14 protein-coding genes and 1 pseudogene are annotated in these 17,977 nt (G+C 71.4%); 5 read left to right on the top strand and 10 right to left on the bottom strand.

Annotated features, from left to right (window positions below; all coding sequences use genetic code 11):
- Window positions 1–44 precede the first annotated feature (44 nt).
- Window positions 45–3,755, top strand: a complete 3,711-nt coding sequence (locus L6E10_RS04480) for a multifunctional oxoglutarate decarboxylase/oxoglutarate dehydrogenase thiamine pyrophosphate-binding subunit/dihydrolipoyllysine-residue succinyltransferase subunit (RefSeq protein ID WP_236217058.1) — start codon at window positions 45–47, stop codon at window positions 3,753–3,755.
- An 81-nt stretch (window positions 3,756–3,836) separates the two neighbouring features.
- Window positions 3,837–4,016: a DUF6104 family protein gene (locus tag L6E10_RS04475; RefSeq protein ID WP_236217055.1), complete on the top strand. Its 180-nt coding sequence runs from the start codon at window positions 3,837–3,839 to the stop codon at window positions 4,014–4,016.
- Window positions 4,017–4,364: 348 nt separating this feature from the next.
- On the opposite strand, the gene L6E10_RS04470 is transcribed toward L6E10_RS04475, so the two are convergent.
- Both L6E10_RS04470 and L6E10_RS04465 read right to left on the bottom strand, forming a co-directional pair.
- Complete coding sequence (locus L6E10_RS04470) at window positions 4,365–5,357, bottom strand: aldo/keto reductase (protein WP_236217053.1); 993 nt, start codon at window positions 5,355–5,357, stop codon at window positions 4,365–4,367.
- Between the two features lie 52 nt (window positions 5,358–5,409).
- Window positions 5,410–6,294 (bottom strand): hypothetical protein, encoded by an 885-nt coding sequence (locus L6E10_RS04465; protein WP_236217051.1) that lies wholly within the window; start codon window positions 6,292–6,294, stop codon window positions 5,410–5,412.
- A 290-nt stretch (window positions 6,295–6,584) separates the two neighbouring features.
- On the opposite strand from L6E10_RS04465, the pseudogene L6E10_RS04460 reads away from it, so the two are divergent.
- Window positions 6,585–6,740, top strand: a pseudogene (locus L6E10_RS04460) (S8 family serine peptidase); the annotation flags it as partial.
- A gap of 142 nt (window positions 6,741–6,882) precedes the next feature.
- Here L6E10_RS04460 and L6E10_RS04455 read toward each other — a convergent pair.
- The 8 genes from L6E10_RS04455 to L6E10_RS04420 all read right to left on the bottom strand — a co-directional run bounded on the left by L6E10_RS04455 (window position 6,883) and on the right by L6E10_RS04420 (window position 16,047).
- Complete coding sequence (locus L6E10_RS04455) at window positions 6,883–7,764, bottom strand: hypothetical protein (RefSeq protein WP_236217049.1); 882 nt, start codon at window positions 7,762–7,764, stop codon at window positions 6,883–6,885.
- 66 nt (window positions 7,765–7,830) lie between these two features.
- Window positions 7,831–8,964: an imidazolonepropionase gene (gene hutI / locus L6E10_RS04450; protein WP_236217047.1), complete on the bottom strand. Its 1,134-nt coding sequence runs from the start codon at window positions 8,962–8,964 to the stop codon at window positions 7,831–7,833.
- Window positions 8,961–10,235, bottom strand: a complete 1,275-nt coding sequence (locus L6E10_RS04445) for a formimidoylglutamate deiminase (RefSeq protein ID WP_236217045.1) — start codon at window positions 10,233–10,235, stop codon at window positions 8,961–8,963. The genes hutI and L6E10_RS04445 overlap by 4 nt, the downstream gene beginning before the upstream one ends.
- The gene (locus L6E10_RS04440) at window positions 10,232–11,401 is read right to left on the bottom strand and encodes an allantoate amidohydrolase (protein ID WP_236217043.1); all 1,170 of its coding nucleotides are present in this window, start codon (window positions 11,399–11,401) and stop codon (window positions 10,232–10,234) included. Before L6E10_RS04440 ends, L6E10_RS04445 begins: the two co-directional genes overlap by 4 nt.
- Window positions 11,401–13,044, bottom strand: a complete 1,644-nt coding sequence (hutU, locus tag L6E10_RS04435) for a urocanate hydratase (RefSeq protein ID WP_236217041.1) — start codon at window positions 13,042–13,044, stop codon at window positions 11,401–11,403. The genes L6E10_RS04440 and hutU overlap by 1 nt, the downstream gene beginning before the upstream one ends.
- Window positions 13,041–14,549, bottom strand: a complete 1,509-nt coding sequence (gene hutH / locus L6E10_RS04430) for a histidine ammonia-lyase (RefSeq protein WP_236217039.1) — start codon at window positions 14,547–14,549, stop codon at window positions 13,041–13,043. Before hutH ends, hutU begins: the two co-directional genes overlap by 4 nt.
- A gap of 77 nt (window positions 14,550–14,626) precedes the next feature.
- The gene (locus L6E10_RS04425) at window positions 14,627–15,523 is read right to left on the bottom strand and encodes a hypothetical protein (protein WP_236217038.1); all 897 of its coding nucleotides are present in this window, start codon (window positions 15,521–15,523) and stop codon (window positions 14,627–14,629) included.
- Complete coding sequence (locus L6E10_RS04420) at window positions 15,520–16,047, bottom strand: SigE family RNA polymerase sigma factor (protein WP_236217036.1); 528 nt, start codon at window positions 16,045–16,047, stop codon at window positions 15,520–15,522. Before L6E10_RS04420 ends, L6E10_RS04425 begins: the two co-directional genes overlap by 4 nt.
- Window positions 16,048–16,159: 112 nt before the next feature.
- On the opposite strand from L6E10_RS04420, the gene L6E10_RS04415 reads away from it, so the two are divergent.
- Together L6E10_RS04415 and L6E10_RS04410 are read left to right on the top strand one after the other, a co-directional pair.
- On the top strand, window positions 16,160–16,945 hold the full coding sequence (locus L6E10_RS04415) for an IclR family transcriptional regulator (protein ID WP_236217034.1): 786 nt from the start codon (window positions 16,160–16,162) through the stop codon (window positions 16,943–16,945).
- A 176-nt stretch (window positions 16,946–17,121) separates the two neighbouring features.
- The gene (locus tag L6E10_RS04410) at window positions 17,122–17,958 is read left to right on the top strand and encodes a GNAT family N-acetyltransferase (RefSeq protein WP_236217032.1); all 837 of its coding nucleotides are present in this window, start codon (window positions 17,122–17,124) and stop codon (window positions 17,956–17,958) included.
- Window positions 17,959–17,977: the final 19 nt, after the last annotated feature.

Genomic DNA, 17,977 nt, shown 5'->3' with positions numbered 1-17,977 from the left:
TGAGTCACCACCAAGAGCGAGATGGATAGAGGCGAGCGCCAGCCGTGTCCAGCAGCAGTCCTGCGTCACAATTCGGGCCGAACGAGTGGCTCGTCGAGGAGATGTACGAGCAGTTCCTCGCGGACCCGTCGTCCGTAGACCCGGCATGGCATGACTTCTTTGCCGACTACAAGCGTGCGGGTGGCAACGGCAGTGCCGCCACGGCCGGCGCGGGGGGCTCCACGGCCACCACGACCGCGACCGTGACGCCGCCGGCGGCGGACACCGCCAAGCCCGCGCCCGCCGCCGCGCCGAAGCCCGCCGCGCAGCCGCAGCCCAAGCAGGCGCAGCCGAAGCAGTCGGCCTCGTTGCCGTCCACCGGCAAGCCCGCGCCGCAGCAGGCCGCCAAGGCCAAGCCGGTCACGCAGAGCGCGCAGCCCGAGCAGAAGCAGCTGCGCGGCGCCTCCGCCGCGATCGCGAAGAACATGGAGCTGTCGCTCACCGTTCCGACCGCGACCAGCGTGCGCGCCGTGCCCGCCAAGCTGCTGGCCGACAACCGCATCGTCATCAACAACCACCTCAAGCGCACGCGCGGCGGGAAGGTCTCCTTCACGCACGTCATCGGCTACGCGGTGGTCCGGGCGCTGCAGGCGTACCCGAACATGAACCGGCACTACGCCGAGGTCGACGGCAAGCCGTTCGTCGTCACGCCGGAGCACGTGAACTTCGGCCTCGCGATCGACCTGCCGGGCAAGGACGGGCAGCGCACGCTGGTCGTCGCGTCGGTCAAGGGCTGCGAGAACATGACGTTCACGCAGTTCTGGCAGGCCTACGAGGACCTGATCCGCAAGGCGCGCGCAGGCTCGCTCACCGCGGACGACTTCTCCGGCACCACGATCTCGCTGACCAACCCCGGCACGATCGGCACGAACCACTCGGTTCCGCGCCTGCAGGCCGGCCAGGGCGCGATCATCGGCGTCGGCGCCATGGAGTACCCCGCGCACTTCCAGGGCACCAGCGAGCAGGCGCTCACCGACATGGGCGTCAGCAAGATCATCACGCTGACCAGCACGTACGACCACCGCATCATCCAGGGCGCGGAGTCGGGCGAGTTCCTCAAGCGCGTGCACCAGCTGCTGCTCGGCGAGGACGGCTTCTACGACGACATCTTCGCGTCGCTGCGGCTGCCGTACGAGCCGATCCGCTGGGTCGCCGACATCCCCGAGGGCGCGGTCGACAAGACCGCCCGCGTCATCGAGCTGATCGACGCGTTCCGCACGCGCGGCCACCTGATGGCCGACACGGACCCGCTGAACTACCGCCAGCGCAGCCACGCCGACCTCGACGTGCTGAGCCACGGCCTGACGCTGTGGGACCTCGACCGCGAGTTCCCCGTCGGCGGCTTCGCCGGCAACGAGCGGATGAAGCTGCGCGACATCCTGGGCGTGCTGCGCAACTCGTACTGCCGCACCGTCGGCGTCGAGTACATGCACATCCTCGAGCCCGAAGAGCGCCGCTGGATCCAGGAGCGCGTCGAGGTTCCGCACGAGAAGCCGCCGGCCACCGTGCAGAAGTACATCCTCAGCAAGCTGAACGCGGCTGAGGCGTTCGAGACGTTCCTGCAGACGAAGTACGTCGGCCAGAAGCGCTTCTCGCTGGAGGGCGGCGAGACCGTCATCCCGCTGCTCGACGCGGTGCTCGACAAGGCCGCCGAGCACGAGCTCGACGAGGTCGTCATCGGCATGCCGCACCGCGGCCGCCTGAACGTCCTCGCGAACATCGTCGGCAAGCCGATCTCGCAGATCTTCCGCGAGTTCGAGGGCAACCTCGACCCCGGTCAGGCGCACGGCTCCGGTGACGTGAAGTACCACCTCGGCGCCGAGGGCAAGTACTTCCGCATGTTCGGCGACGGCGAGACCAAGGTGTCGCTGACCGCCAACCCGTCGCACCTCGAGGCCGTCGACCCGGTGCTCGAGGGCATCGTGCGCGCCAAGCAGGACCTGATCGACAAGGGCGGCGACTTCTTCCCCGTCCTGCCGGTCGCCCTGCACGGCGACGCGGCGTTCGCCGGCCAGGGCGTCGTCGCCGAGACGCTGAACCTGGCGCTCGTGCGCGGCTACCGCACCGGTGGCACCGTCCACGTCGTCGTGAACAACCAGGTCGGCTTCACCACCGCGCCGGAGCACTCGCGGTCGTCGAAGTACTCGACCGACGTCGCGAAGATGATCGGCTCGCCGGTCTTCCACGTGAACGGTGACGACCCGGAGGCCTGCTACTGGGTCGCCAAGCTGGCCGTCGAGTACCGCCAGGCGTTCCACAAGGACGTCGTGATCGACATGGTCTGCTACCGCCGCCGCGGCCACAACGAGGGCGACGACCCCTCGATGACGCAGCCGGCGATGTACGACGTGATCGACCAGAAGCGCTCGGTCCGCAAGACCTACACCGAGTCCCTGATCGGCCGCGGCGACATCACGGTCGAAGAGGCCGAGAAGGCGTTGCAGGACTTCTCCAGCCAGCTGGAGCACGTCTTCAACGAGGTCCGCGAGCTCGAGAAGCACCCGGTGACGGTCAGCCCGTCGGTGGAGGCCGAGCAGCAGATCCCCGCGAAGCTGCCCACGGGCATCACCCGCGAGGTGCTGGAGCAGATCGCCGACGCCCACGTGAACCTGCCGGAGGGCTTCACGCCGCACGCGCGCGTCAAGCCGGTGCTCGAGCGCCGCGCCAAGATGGCGCGCGAGGGCGGCATCGACTGGGCGTTCGCCGAGCTGCTGGCGTTCGGCTCGCTCGCGCTGGAGGGCCGCAACGTCCGCCTCGCGGGCCAGGACTCGCGCCGCGGCACGTTCGTGCAGCGCCACGCGACCCTGATCGACCGCAAGACGGGCGACGACTACACGCCGCTGCAGAACCTGTCGCCGGACCAGGGCAAGTTCATGGTCTACGACTCGGTGCTGTCGGAGTTCGCCGCGCTCGGCTTCGAATACGGCTACTCGGTCGCGAACCCGCAGGCGCTGGTCCTGTGGGAGGCGCAGTTCGGCGACTTCGTCAACGGCGCGCAGCCGATCATCGACGAGTTCATCTCGTCCGGTGAGGCGAAGTGGGGTCAGCGTTCCGACGTCGTGATCCTGCTGCCGCACGGCCACGAGGGCCAGGGCCCCGACCACACGTCGGGCCGCATCGAGCGCTGGCTGCAGCTGTGCGCCGAGGGCTCCATGACCGTCGCGGTGCCGTCGACCCCGGCGAACTACTTCCACCTGCTGCGCCGCCACGCCCTCGACGGCGTCGACCGGCCGCTCGTGGTGTTCACGCCGAAGTCGATGCTGCGCCTCAAGGCCGCCGTCAGCGGCACGGAGGAGTTCATCAGCGACCGGTTCCACTCGGTGATGGACGACCCGACGATCAAGGACCCGAACGCGGTCACGAAGGTCCTGCTGTGCAGCGGCAAGATCTCCTACGAGCTGCACGCCGAGCGCGAGAAGCGCGGCAACGGCGACGTGGCGATCGTGCGCGTCGAGCAGCTCTACCCGGTCCCGGCCCGCAAGCTGACCGAGACCCTGGAGCGCTACCCGAACGCGAAGGACGTCCGCTGGGTGCAGGAGGAGCCGGCGAACCAGGGTGCCTGGCCGTTCTACGGCCTGGCCCTGCCGGAGCTGCTGCCCGAGCACCTGGGCACCGTCCGCCGCGTGTCGCGCCGCCCGATGGCCGCCCCGTCGGCCGGGTCGAGCAAGGTGCACGAGGTCGAGCAGCGCGAGATCATCACCCGCGCGTTCGAGTAGATCCCGCGTGAACGAACGAGCCGCCGGATCCACCTGGGTCCGGCGGCTCGCTTCTTCCAGGCCACCACAGGAGTCCCTGCCATGTACCACACCGATCGCGGCATCGAGGAGCTCGAGAAGCGGCGCGGCGAGGAGGAGGTCACCTTCGCGTGGCTCGCCGACAAGCTGCGGGAGTTCGTCGACGCCAACCCGGAGTTCGAGACGCCCGTCGAGCGCCTCGCCACGTTCCTGGCGCGCGACGACGACGGCTTCGAGGACTGACCCGCACAGGAACGCCCGGACGTGACGACCACGTCCGGGCGTTCCTGTGCGAGCCAGCCGGTGGCTCCGGCACGGCTTGTCGAGGCCACGAGGCACAGGCCGTGCCGGCACCCGCCGCCGCCCTCGCCACAGCAGGTACGGACTACCAGGCGTAGGCCGTCAAAGCCGGAACCAGCCCGCCCACGTCACCACCGGCACCCGCCGACGCCCTCACCAGCGTCCTCACACGAGCAGCCAGTGGCCCCGGCACAGCGGGCCCGGCCTACCAGGCACAGCCCGCCGGAGCCGGAACCAGCCCACCCACGTCACCACCGGCACCCGCCGACGCCCTCACCACAGCAGTACGGACTACCAGGCGTAAGCCTCCGGAGCGGGCTTCGACCCGTTCGGACCCGGCGCCGGGAACAGCTCGTCCAGCTTCGCCAGGACGTCCGCGTCGAGCTTGAGCTCCGCGGCGCGCAGCGAGTTGTCGAGCTGCTCGCCGGTGCGCGGCCCGATGATCGGCGCGGTCACGCCGTCCTGGTGCAGCAGCCATGCGAGGCCGACGTTGGCCGGGTCCTCGCCGATCTCCGCGCAGAGCTTCTCGTAGGCCTCGATCGTGTCGCGGTACTTCTCCAGCGCGTCCGCGGACCGGCCGGAGGCGCTGCGGGACGTGCCTCCCTCGCGCTGCTTGCGCAGCACGCCACCCAGCAGACCGCCGTTCAGCGGCGACCACGGGATGACGCCGAGGCCGTAGTGCTTGGCCGCGGGCAGGACCTCCAGCTCGACCCAGCGGGTCATCAGGTTGTAGATCGACTGCTCGGACACCAGGCCGAGGAACCCGCGCGTGCGCGCCGCCTCCTGGGCCTGGGCGATGTGCCAGCCGGCGAAGTTCGACGAGCCGAAGTAGATGACCTTGCCCTGCTGGCGCAGGACGGAGAACGCCTCCCAGATCTCGTCCCACGGCGTGTCCCGGTCGACGTGGTGCATCTGGTACAGGTCGATGTAGTCGGTCTGCAGGCGCTTGAGCGACGCGTCGGCGGCGCGGCGGATGTTCAGCGCCGACAGCTTGGTCTCGTTCGGCCAGTCACCCATGCTGCCGTACAGCTTGGTGGCGATGACGGTCCGCTCGCGGCGCGTGCCGCCCTTGGCGAACCAGTTGCCGATGATGTTCTCGGTGACGCCCTCACCCTTCTTCCAGCCGTAGACGTTGGCCGTGTCGAAGAAGTTCAGGCCGTGTTCGTGGGCGCGGTCCATGATCGCGTGGCTGTCCGCCTCGGACGTCTCGGGACCGAAGTTCATCGTGCCGAGGCACAGGCGGGAGACGGACAGGCCACTGCGACCGAGCTGGGTGTACTCCATGGTCACCACCCTGCCTCGCGGGAGGCCCGAGTGCCACGTGGAGCTGCTCCAGCTACTCCCACTCCCACCTGATGCCGTGGACGTGACCCGCCTGCGCCTCGTGCACCAGCAGGTGGGCGGCGGAGGTGGTGCCGATCCACAGCTCGCCCGTGTCGACGACGGGGGCGTCCGGCGCCGTGCGGCTGAAGCTGTAGCAGCGCACTGGGACCGCGTCGGGGTGGAAGTCGACCTCCAGCACGTAGTTGCGCAGCGTGCGGAGGAACGTGCGGTCCGCCGCGGAGCTGTCCGCGCCGGGGTCGGAGATCAGCCGCAGGTCGACGAGGGCGGTGTCGCCCGCGCGCAGCACCCGGTCGAGGATGATCTCCGCGACCAGCAGCTTGCGGTCGGGGTCCCTGCGCACCCTGCCGACGCGGCACGACCTCTCGGCCACGACGTCGCCCGGTGAGAGGTCGGTGTCGTCGGCGGTCTTCGCGAGCAAGATCCGGTCGACGCCGTCCTCGAACGCCTCGATCACCGCGCTGCTGCGGATCTCCACCTCGCGCCGGTCGGGACCGATCACCGCCTGGTCCCGCACGCTGAGGTAGCGCGCGGGGGCCGGGAGCAGCCTGTGCACGCGGGCGATCTCGCGGCCGAGGTCGATCGCCTCGTCCCGCCAGATTCCCTCCAGCGCGGTGGTGCGCTCGACCCACCGGCCGCGCGGCCGCCGGTCCCCCAGGCGGCTCGTCAGCGAACCGGGTGAGAGCTGGAGGATGTCCTCCAGGGCGGAGACTGCCTGCAGCGACTCGGGGCGCTCGGGACGGCTGCGGCCCCTGCGCCAGTAGCTCAGCGTCGACTGGCTCACCTGCACGCCGCGGGACTCCAGGTGGTGCTGGATCCGCTCCAGGCTGAGCCCGCTCGCCTCGACGGCCAGCGTCAGCGCCTCCGCGAATTCGGACACGGTCGGATGCTACGGCCCGTGATCGAATTCAGCCCAGACCGCACGCGGGGTAGGCACGACCACAGTTTTGACAGTATTGAGGTCTGAAGTTTCGAACCTGTTATCCGGTGCACAGGTCGCGTTAGTTTCTTGGTGTTCCCCAGTTCATTCCCTGCCAGGAGGAACCCATGGTTCTTCGGCGTCATGTCGCCGTCGCGGCGGCAGTGGGCATCGCTCCCACGGCGGTGCTGACGCCCCCCGCGGTCGCCGGGGAGGCGGTGCTTCTCGGAGCGGGCGGGCGACGGCAGGGCGGCACGTCGATGGCCTCCCCGCACGTCGCGGGCGCGGCGGCGCTGCACCCGGGCGCGAACCCGGCGGCCACTCCGGCCCAGGTGCGCACCGCCCTGGTCGGCGCGGCCACGCCGAGCAGGTTGACAGACGTCAGGACGGGTTCGCCGAACCTGTTGCCGAAGGTCTAGGCACTTGCCGTCGCCGCCTCCCTGCAGCGGCGACGGCCATCCTGGGCGCCCCTGATGAGCAGGCCGAATGCGGCTCGGCCGAGCGCATCGTCTCGACCCGGGGCGCTTGCGGTGGGAGTGGGAGTAGCGGCTACTCCCACTCCCACCGCACTCCGTAGATCCCGGGCTTCGAGTTCCGCACGTGGATGTGCGTCGACGCCGTCGTCCCGATCCACAGGTCGCTCAAGGCGGTCTCCGGCTCGTGCAGCGACGGCCTCGCGAACTCGTAGCAGCGAGCCGGCACGGCGTCCGGGTGGAACCTGATCTGCAGCGTGTAGTCGTTGACGGGCCGCAGGAAACGCCGGTCGCAGACCTCGCTGTCCGCCCCCGGCCTCATCCGGACCGTGTAGTCGACCAGCGCCGTCTCGCCCGCCCTGAGCATCCGGTCGAAGAGGATCTCGGCGACGAGGAAGCCCGTCGAGTCCTCGCTGCGCACCCTTCCCAGCCGGCACGGCGGACCCGCCTCGATCGCCGGCACCCCGAGGTCCGTGGCGTCGGCCAGCTGGATCGCGAGGAACCGGTCGACCCCGTCCTCCAACGCCTGGACGACACCGGTGCAGTGGTTGCGGACCTCGCGGCGGTCCGGCCCGATGAACTGCCGGTCCTGCACGCTGAGGTACGTCGACGCCGTCGGCTGCAGCCGGTCGATCCTCGCCATGACCTCGCCGAGGTCGGTGGCCCGCGAGTCCCACATGTCCTCGATGGACATCGACTGGTCGACCCAGCGCCCGCGCGGCCGCTTGTCGCCCAGCCGGTCGGTCAGGAACCCCTCGCCGAGTTCGAGCAGCTCCTCCAGGGCGGCGACGACCTTCAACGACTCGGGGCGCTCGGGCCGGCTGCGGCCGCGGCGCCAGTAGCTGAGCGTCGAGATGCTCACCTGCATGCCGCGGGCGGCCAGGTGGTGCTGGATGCGTTCGAGACTGAGGCCGCTGGTGTCGACGGCTTTCGTCAGGGCCTCGGCGAAATCCACCACCGGGTCACCGTACGGCCCGGCACCTTCCGCCAACAGGCCCACACGACGGGTGCCGGCACCACCGTCTCAATTGGCCCGTACGCCCCGGCGCCACACCGAGTGCGTCAACGGAACCCCGGGGCGGTACGCCAGATGCGTGATCGAGGGCGCGTCCAGCACGTGCAGGTCGGCCCGTGCGCCAGGCCTGATGACCCCGACGTCGTCCCGGCGCAACGCCCGCGCGCCGCCGGCCGTGGCCGCCCACACCGCCTCCTCGACGGTCATCCGCATCTGCAGGACCGCCGTCGTCACGCAGAACGCCATCGACGAGGTGTACGACGAGCCGGGGTTGCAGTTGCTGGCGAGCGCGACCGTCGCACCGGCGTCGAGCAGGGCGCGGGCGGGCGGCAGCGGCTGGCGGGTGGAGAGGTCGCAGGCGGGCAGCAGCGTGGCGACGGTGTCCGACGACGCCAGCGCGTCGACGTCGTCCGCCGACAGGTGGGTGCAGTGGTCGACGGACGCGGCACCGAGCTCCACCGCCAGCCGCACGCCGGGCCCCTCGCCGAGCTGGTTGCCGTGCACGCGCAGGCCGAGCCCCTTCGCCCCGGCCGCCTCCAGCACCGCCTTGGACTGCTCGTAGTCGAAGGCGCCCTTCTCGCAGAACACGTCCGCCCAGCGCACGAGCGGTGCGACGGCGTCGAGCATCTCGCCGCGGACCAGGTCGACGTAGGTGTCGGCGTCCTCGCTGGGCGGGACGAGGTGGGCACCGAGGAACGTGACCTCGTCGGCGTGCTCGGCGGCGATGCGCGCGCTGCGGACTTCATCGGCCACGTTCAGGCCGTAGCCGGTCTTGGTCTCGATGAACGTCGTGCCCTGCTTCAGCGCCTCGGCGACGTGCCTGCGGACGACCTCGGACAGTTCCGCGTCGGTGGCCTGTCTGGTCGCGTTCACGGTCACCGCGATGCCGCCCGCGGTGTAGGGCTTGCCGGCCATGCGCGCGCCGAACTCGGCGGTGCGGTCGCCCGCGAAGACCAGGTGGGTGTGGCTGTCGACCCAGCCGGGCAGCACCGCGCGACCCCCGACGTCGACCCGTTCGTCCGCGGCGGGAGCGCTCGCGGCACTGCCCACCCAGGCGATCTCGGCGCCGTCGACGACCAGCGCGTCACCGGCGGAGTCGCTGTTGGTGGTCAGCTCACCGATGCCGGTGATCAGCACGCTCATGCCCACAGCTCCTCGATCGCGTCCGCCAGCAGCCTGCCGACGTCTCCCAGGGTCTCGTGCACGCCGCCGGAGGCGACCACCCGCCCGCCGACGACCACGGTGTCCACGTCGGACGCCGTCGCGGACAGGAGCACCTGCTGCGGCAACGACCCCGCGGTGCGCGGCGTCGAACAGCTGATCGCCACGAGGTCGCAGGGCGCGCCGGGTTCGATGCGCCCGCCGTCCCACCCGAGCGCGGAGTGGCGGGTGGCGGTGTCGAGCAGTTCGGCCGGCGAGAACCGGCCGCGCCGGCCCGTGCGGAGGCGTTCGCCGTGTTCGAGCGCGCGGCTCTCCAGCAACGGGTCGATCACCGCGTGCTGGTCGCTGCCCAGCGACAACGGGCTGCCCGCGTCCGCGAGCTCCCGCGCCGGGCCGATGCCGTCGGCCAGGTCGGCCTCGGTGGTCGGGCAGAAGCACGCGCCGGTGCCCGTGGCCCCGAGGATCGCGATGTCCTCGGACGTCAGGTGCGTGGCGTGCACCGCCGTCGTGCGGGGCGAGAGCGCGCCTGCCTCGTGCAGCAGACCGGTCGGCGTGAGGCCGTACGCCGCGAGGCAGGCCTCGTTCTCGGCGGGCTGCTCGGAGAGGTGGACGTGCAGCGGTGCGTCCGGGAGGGCCTGCGCCACCACGGAGAGCTCGGCCCGGGGAACGGCCCTGACCGAGTGGATGGCGGCGCCGACCTTCATGACGTCGTCGGACCTCAGCTCGGCGACCCTGCTCGCCCACGCCTCGGCGGTGCCGTCGGAGAAGCGCTGCTGCACCTCGTTGACGGGCTGGTCGATGCCGCCGGTGAGGTAGCACGTGTCGAGCAGCGTGAGCCGCAGACCGGCGTCCTTCGCGGCTGCCGCGAGGGCGTGGCCGAACTCGTTGGACCTGTCGTGCACGTAGTGGAACTCGCCCACGACCGACACCCCGGCGAGCACCATCTCGCCGTAGACCGCGCGGGCCAGTCGGTAGTACGACTGCGGGGTGAGGCGCGACGCCAGGGCGTACATGCCCTCGCGCCACGTCCAGAACGTGCCTCCCCCGTCGTGCGTCCGGCCCCTGAGCGCGCGGTGGAACGCGTGCGAGTGGGCGTTCGCGAAGCCCGGCACGACGATGCCGTGCAGCCTGCGCACCCCCAGCGGAATCGTGTCCACTGTGGACACACTGGAGATCTTGCCGCCCTCGACCCTGATCAGCACGCGTTCCGCGAGTCCGCCGGGCAGCCAGGCCCGCTCGCACCAGTAGTTCACGAGCCGAGGTGTTCGATCGTGGCGGCGAGGGCCTTGACGCCCTCGTCGACGTCGGCCTGCTCGGCGAACTCCTCCGGCGCGTGGCTCACCCCGGTGGGGTTGCGCACGAACAGCATCGCGGTCGGCACGTGCGCGGCGAGGATGCCCGCGTCGTGGCCCGCGCCGGTCGGCAACGCCGGAACGCCGCCGAGCGCTCCCGCGATGTCGTCCCGGAGCGCCGCGTCGAAGTGCACCGTGTCGCCGTACGACTCCTCGGTGATCCGCAGTTCACACCCCTCCTCCTCGGCGGCCTGGTGAGCCGCCTCGGAGATCTCCGCGACCATCGCGCGGGTGCGCGCGTCGTCGCTGTCCCTGGCGTCCAGCCACACGTCCACGGTGGACGCGATGACGTTCGTGCCGCCGGGGTTGGGGACGATCCTGCCGACCGTCGCGCGGCCACCGCCCCTGGCGGCCCTCCGCGCCGCCAGGACGAGGTGCGAGGCCGGGAGCATCGGATCGCGCCGGTCTTCGACCAGAGTCGCTCCGGCGTGGTTGCCCTCGCCGGAGAACGTGAAGCGCCACCGGCCGTGCGCGAGGATGCTGCTCGCCACACCGACCGGCACCGTGAGGCCCCGGCCCTGCTCGACGTGCAGCTCGACGAACTGCCCGATGCGCCTCAGCGCCCGTTCGTCGCGGCCGGCCAGGTCCGGGTCGTAGCCCGCGGCCTTCATCGCCTCGGCGAGCGTGACGCCGTCCGGGTCCTTGAGGCCGAGGGCCTTCCGCGCGTCGATGGCGCCCGTCAGGAGGCGGCTGCCGAGGCACGCGACGCCGAACCGGCCGCCCTCCTCCTCCGCGAAGACCGTGATCGCGAACGGTCGCTGCGGCTGGAACCCCTTGGCCTGCAACAGGTCGACGGCCTGCAGGGAGCTGGTCACGCCGAGCGGGCCGTCGAACGCGCCACCACCGGGCACCGAGTCGAGGTGGCTGCCGGTGACGAGCGCGTTGTCGCCGCGCTCGCCCCACCACGCCCAGAGGTTGCCGTTCCGGTCGGTCTCGACGTTCAGGCCGCGCTTGACGGCCTGCTCGACGAACCAGTGCCGGAGCTCGAGCTCGGGCTTGTCGTAGCCGTGGCGGGAGTAGCCGCCACGCCTGGGGTCACGGCCGACGTCCGCGATCTGGTCGAGCATCAGCCCTCCATCGGGATGCGCACGCCCTTGTCGGCGGCCACCGTCTTCGCCTCGTCGTACCCGGCGTCCACGTGCCGGATGACGCCCATGCCGGGGTCGTTGGTCAGCACGCGCTCGATCTTGCGCGCCGCCAGCTCGGTGCCGTCCGCCACCGTCACCTGGCCCGCGTGGATCGACCGCCCGATGCCCACGCCACCACCGTGGTGGATCGACACCCACGTCGCACCCGACGCCGTGTTGACCAGGGCGTTGAGCAGCGGCCAGTCCGCGATCGCGTCGGAGCCGTCGGCCATCGCCTCGGTCTCGCGGTACGGGGACGCCACCGAGCCGCAGTCGAGGTGGTCGCGGCCGATGACGATCGGCGCGGACAGCTCGCCGGAGGCCACCATCTCGTTGAACCTGAGGCCGGCGAGGTGCCGTTCGCCGTAGCCGAGCCAGCAGATGCGGGCGGGCAGGCCCTGGAACTCGACGCGCTCCCCCGCCATCTTGATCCAGCGGGCGAGCTGCTCGTTCTCCGGGAAGAGCTCGAGGATCGCCTTGTCGGTCTTCGCGATGTCGGCCGGGTCGCCGGACAGCGCGGCCCAGCGGAACGGGCCCTTGCCCTCGCAGAACAGCGGCCGGATGTAGGCGGGCACGAAACCGGGGAACGCGAACGCGCGGTCGTAGCCGCCGAGCTGCGCCTCGCCGCGGATCGAGTTGCCGTAGTCGAACACCTCGGCGCCGCGGTCCAGGAACCCGACCATCGCCTCGACGTGCGCGGCCATCGACTTCCGCGCCCGGTCGGTGAACTCCTCCGGCTTCGCGGCGGCGTAGTCCTGCCAGTCCTCCAGCGCGACGCCCACCGGCAGGTACGCCAGCGGGTCGTGCGCCGAGGTCTGGTCCGTGACGATGTCGACGGCGACCTCGCGGCGCAGCAGCTCGGGCAGGACCTCCGCCGCGTTGCCCACGACACCGACGGACACGGCCTCACCGGCGGCCTTGGCTGCCAGCACGCGCTCGATCGCGGAGTCGAGGTCCGGGGCGATCTCGTCGAGGTAGCGGGTCTCCACACGGCGCTGGGCGCGGTGCGGGTCGACCTCGACGCACAGCGCGACGCCCTCGTTCATCGTCACGGCCAGCGGCTGCGCGCCGCCCATGCCGCCGAGCCCCGCGGTGACCGTCAGCGTGCCCTTGAGGGTGCCGTTGAAGCGCTTGGTGGCGACCGCGGCGAACGTCTCGAACGTGCCCTGGAGGATGCCCTGGGTGCCGATGTAGATCCACGAACCGGCGGTCATCTGCCCGTACATCGTGAGGCCCTCGGCCTCCAGGCGGCGGAACTCGGGCCAGTTCGCCCAGTCCGGCACGAGGTTCGAGTTCGCGATGAGCACGCGCGGCGCCCACTCGTGCGTGCGCATGACGCCGACCGGGCGTCCGGACTGCACGAGCAGCGTCTCGTCGGCTTCGAGGTTCCTCAGCTCGCGGGAGATGGCGTCGAACGACGGCCAGTCGCGCGCGGCCTTGCCCGTGCCGCCGTAGACGACGAGGTCCTCGGGGCGCTCGGCGACGTCCGGGTCGAGGTTGTTGTGGAACATCCGCAGGGCGGCCTCGGTCGACCAGTTCTTCGCGGTCAGTTCGGTACCGCGGTCAGCGCGCACGGTGGTCATGACAGGGCTCCACTTCGGATCAGGGCCTCGGCGGCGGCGATCTCGGGGGCGAGGTGGCGGTCGGGGCCGGGGCCGGGGACCGTCTCGCGCAGCTTCGCCACGGCGGCGGCCGTCGCGGGGGCGGGCTTGAGGGGCGCGCGCAGGTCGAGCGCCCGCGCGGCGGTGAGCAGTTCGACCGCGAGTACGGTCGTGAGCCCGTCCACGGCCTTGCGCAGCTTGCGGGCGGCGGACCAGCCCATCGACACGTGGTCCTCCTGCATCGCGGAGGACGGGATCGAGTCGACGGACGCCGGCACCGCGAGGCGCTTGAGCTCGGACACGATCGCCGCCTGCGTGTACTGGGCGATCATGTGGCCGGAGTCGACGCCGGGGTCGTCCGCGAGGAACGGCGGCAGGCCGTGCGACCGCGAGACGTCGAGCATGCGGTCGGTGCGGCGCTCGGCGATCGAGGCCACGTCCGCGAGCGGGATGGCGAGGAAGTCCAGCACGTACGCGACGGGCGCGCCGTGGAAGTTGCCGTTGGACTCGACGCGGCCGTCGGCCAGCACCACCGGGTTGTCGATCACGGACGACAGCTCGCGGTCGGCGACCGTCGCCGCGTAGGCCACCGTGTCCCGTGCCGCGCCGTGCACCTGCGGGGAGCAGCGCAGCGAGTACGCGTCCTGCACGCGGGTGCAGTCGGGTCCGCGGTGCGAGGCGACGATCTCGGAGTCGCGCAGGAACGCGAGCATCCGGGCGGCGGAGACGTTCTGGCCGGGGTGCGGGCGCAGCGCGTGCAGCTCGGGTTCGAAGACGCGGTCGGTGCCGAGCAGCGCCTCGACGCTCATGGCGGCGGTGAGGTCGGCGATGTCGAGCAGGCGGGTGAGGTCGGCGATCGCCAGCGACAGCATGCCGAGCATGCCGTCGGTGCCGTTGATCAGCGCGAGGCCTTCCTTCTCGGCCAGCCGCACCGGTTCGATCCCGGCTTCGGCGAGCGCCTCGGCGGCGGGGACGAGCTCGTCGCGGGCGTTGCGGACCATGCCCTCGCCCATCAGCGCCAGCGCGCTCGCCGACAACGGCGCCAGGTCGCCCGAGCAGCCCAGCGAGCCGAACTCGTGCACGACGGGCGTGATGCCGGCGTTCAGCACCCCGGCCATCGCTTCCACAGTGGACAGGCGGACGCCGGTGTGACCGGTCGCGAGCGTGCGCAGGCGCAGCAGCATCAGCGCGCGCACGACCTCGCGCTCGACCTCGGGCCCCGAGCCGGCGGCGTGCGAGCGGATCAGCGACCGCTGCAGCTGGGCACGGCGGTCCGGCGGGATGTGCCGGACGGCGAGCGCCCCGAACCCGGTCGAGACGCCGTAGGTGGGGCGTTCGGCCGTGGCGAGCCGGTCGACGTGGCCACGGGCGGTGGTGACCGCCTCGCGGGCGGCCGCGGTGATCTCCACCGGGGCGCCGTCGCGGGCGACGGCATGAACGTCCTCGAGGGTCAGAGGCTTCGGACCCAGCTCCACCGGTTGTCGCATGCAGACATCACAGCGCTCCGGGGCCGGCTCAGCGACCCCGGAGCGCGTGATGGCGTCTGGAATGCCAGACGGGCCGGTTAGAGGCCCTTGCCGATCCAGCCGGTGTCGGGCGCGTCGACGAGTTCGACCTCGCCCACCAGCTCGACCAGCCGGTCCGAATAGGCGCTGGAGGTGGCCCAGATCCACCGGCCGCCGTCGGAGACCGCCACGGTGGCACCCGAGCGCAGGCCCTCCCTGCCGCGCACGGACACCGGTTCGGCCGCAGCCAGCTCAGGTTTCTGCGTCCCCACGTGCACGGTGACCGAGCCGAGGTTCAGCGACGCGTCCCACCGGTCCGCCCCGGCACCCGACATCTGGTCGGCGTACTTGCCCTCGACCTTGAACGGCGCCTGGTGCGTGGCCTTGGCGTCGGCTCGCACCGACTCGGCCACGCGCAGGGCCACGGCCCGCACGTCGTCGACGCCGCGAACCGCCACCTGCAGGGCGTCCTGCGCCTTCCAGACGACGGACGCGGCACCATCCGCGACCCGCGCCCACGCCTTCAGCCCGCGCACGCCGACCTCGTCCCAGCCACCGGTGTCCGGCATCCCGCCGAGCGTGGTGATGACGACGCTCGCCTTGCCGTCCGCGGGACCCCACACCCGTGTGACCGCGTTGTTCGTCGTGCGGGAGTTCTCGGTGAAGCCCTCCGGCAGCCAGCGCGGGGCGTACTTGAGCGCGACGTTCTGCCCGCCGCCCACGACGAGCGCGGCGGCCGCGTCGCCGCCCGTCGGCGGCGCGTACCTGTCGCTCGCGACGAGCCCGCCGAAGACCAGGACCGTGACGGCGGCGACCCCGGCCGTCGCGATCAGGAAGATGTTGTTCCGCTGCCGCTTGTGCTTGCGCCGCAGGGCGTTGAGCGTCGGTCCCGGGTGCGGGGTGCGTTCGGCGAGCTTGCCGAGCGCGTCCTTGATCAGCTGTTCGGTGTCGTTCACGACAGGCCCTCCCCGAGCCGCAGCCCGACACCAGCGGGCTCCGGCGTGTGTTCCATGCGGAGTGTGGCCAGCGCACGTGAGATGTGGCTGCGCACGGTTCCCTCGGCACAACCGAGCATCTGTGCGATCTCCGAGTCCTCGTAGTTCTCGTAGTAGCGGAGGACGACCGCGGCCCGCTGTTTGCGGGGCAGCTTCGCGATCCGCTGCAACATGGCTTCCCGCTCGTCGTAGTGGTGGGTCGTGTCGCCGACGGGCGGGGTGACGGACTCCAGGGTCGTCATGCAGAGGGCGACGTCCTTGGCGGCCCTGCGCCGGCGCCACGAGAGGTACTCGTTGGTCACCATGCGCTTGACGTAGGCGTGAGGGAGGTCGACTGAACCGATGCGGTCCCACTTCTGCTGCGCGCGCAGCAGGACTTCCTGGACCACGTCCTGGGCCAGGTGCGGGTCGCACGTGAGCACGGTGGCGTAGCGCAGCAACGGGGTCACCTGGTCTGCCACGAAGTCATCGAAACTCGGTGTCAATCCCGACCCCCTTCAAAACCGTCACACCTCTATGACGCAGCTCGACGCTGTTCTGTTGAGTGTGCCCTGATGGAGGAACGGCGTGGGCTGGATCACATGGGAAAATCACCCCGTGGGCAGCAGCAGCGACGTTCCCGCGCTCCGGCGAGGGCTGGCGGTCCTCCGGCTGCTCGCGGGCAGGCCGGGGCCCGTCTCCGCGGCATCGGTCGCGCGGGAGCTGAACCTGCCCAGGTCGACGACCTACCACCTGCTCTCGGAGCTCACCGAGGCGGGCTTCGCGACCCACTTCCCCGAGGAGAAGCGCTACGGCCTCGGCGTCGCGGCGTTCGAGCTCGGCTCCGCCTACCTGCGCCACGACCCGCTGGAACGCCTGGCCCGCCCGTTGCTCCGCAAGCTCGCCGACCGCATGGAGAAGGTCGCCCACCTGGGCGTCCTGCACGGCGCCGAAGCCCTGTACCTCGTCCGCGAGCAGCCCCGCCAGCCGCAGTCCATCGTCTCCGACGTCGGCGTCCGCCTGCCCGCGCACCTCACCGCCTCGGGACGCGCGATGCTCGCCCACCTACCTCCGGCGCAGGTCAGGGCATTGCTGCCGTCCGTGGCGGCGTTCGTCGACCGAACCGGCCGGGGCCCGCACAACCTGCCGGCGCTGCGCAGGCTGCTCACCAGGGAACGCCGCCAGGGCTGGGCCGTCGAGGACGGGTTCGTGACGGCGGGGTTCGCGTCGGTGGCGGCGCCGGTGTTCGACCACGGCGAGCGGCCGATCGCGGCCATCACCCTGACGTTCCGGCACCTGTGCGACACGCCGTGCGGGCAGACGTGGCCCGACCTCGCCAAGGAGGTCCGCAAGGCGGCGGAGGAGCTGACGGTGCGGATCGGCGGTCACGCGGCACCGGGGTAACTGCTCCGGCGAGCCGCCACGGACCTGCTTCGATGGTGGGCATGGGGGAAATCGAGATCAAAGAGCTCGACATCGCCGATGCCGCCGAAGCCGACTAGCGCGCCCTGTTCGACCTGCAGGTCGCCTGGTGGACGACCGCTCTGCCGTCGCGAGAGCTGCCGGAGTTCAGCGGATGGGTGCGCAGGCAGCGGACTCCGGAGATCGGCTGGGGCCGTTCGCGGTTTCTCGTCGCGCGGAAGCGCGGACGAGTCGTCGGGTACGCGCGCGGCTACCTGCCGACGGGCGACAACGCGCATCTCGTCACGGGCGAGGTCGTGGTGGACGAGCGGCGGCGGGGCAGAGGCATCGGCACCGCGTTGCTCCGGCACGCCGTGCGCCAGGCGGACCGCGACACCGCCGAAGCCTCGTGGGTTTCCGCGGGCAGTGAGGGCGAGCGCTGGGCAACCGCCCGGGGCTTCGCCGTCGTCAGTTCACTCACCCTGCAGCACTTGGTGCTCACCGGCCCGCTGCCCGAGCCGGGTGAGGTGCCGGCCGGGTACCGCCTCGCGCACTGGACAGGACGGGCTCCGGAAGACCTGCTCGACGCGTACGCCGACGCGCTCAACACCACGAAGGACCAGCCCATGGGCGACAGCGCGATCGAACTGGCCACGTACACGCCGGATCGGGTGAGGCAGGAGGAGGACACACTGTCCGCAGCCGGTGTGGACGTGTGGGTCGTCCTCGCGCTGTACGGCGACGAGGCTGCCGGAGTGACGGTTGTGCACCGCACTCTCTCGCGGCCTTCCGTTGGCCACCAGCGCTACACCGGCGTACTTCCCGCCCATCGCGGCAAAGGCATCGGCCGGTTGGTCAAAGCGCACCTGCTGCGCCGGCTCACCGGCATCGAGATCGTCGAGACCGAGACGAACAGCGCCAACGAGCACATGCGGCGGATCAACCACTCGCTCGGCTTCACCGACCGGATCACCACCGTCGATCTGTGCGCTCGCACGGCTGATCTCGCGCTGTAGGGAACGACGACGGGGCGGA

Source organism: Lentzea sp. CC55, from assembly GCF_021056325.1.
Lineage (GTDB): Bacteria > Actinomycetota > Actinomycetes > Mycobacteriales > Pseudonocardiaceae > Lentzea > Lentzea jiangxiensis.
Note: the sequence above shows the minus strand (reverse complement) of the source record. Positions and strands in the feature narration are given on the sequence as shown.

Coding starts and splice junctions, on each gene's coding strand:
- L6E10_RS04475 (WP_236217055.1), top strand. CDS start 3,837: ATGTACCACACCGATCGCGGCATCGAGGAGCTCGAGAAGCGGCGCGGC.
- L6E10_RS04470 (WP_236217053.1), bottom strand. CDS start 5,357: ATGGAGTACACCCAGCTCGGTCGCAGTGGCCTGTCCGTCTCCCGCCTG.
- hutI (WP_236217047.1), bottom strand. CDS start 8,964: ATGAGCGTGCTGATCACCGGCATCGGTGAGCTGACCACCAACAGCGAC.
- L6E10_RS04440 (WP_236217043.1), bottom strand. CDS start 11,401: ATGCTCGACCAGATCGCGGACGTCGGCCGTGACCCCAGGCGTGGCGGC.
- hutU (WP_236217041.1), bottom strand. CDS start 13,044: ATGACCACCGTGCGCGCTGACCGCGGTACCGAACTGACCGCGAAGAAC.
- hutH (WP_236217039.1), bottom strand. CDS start 14,549: ATGCGACAACCGGTGGAGCTGGGTCCGAAGCCTCTGACCCTCGAGGAC.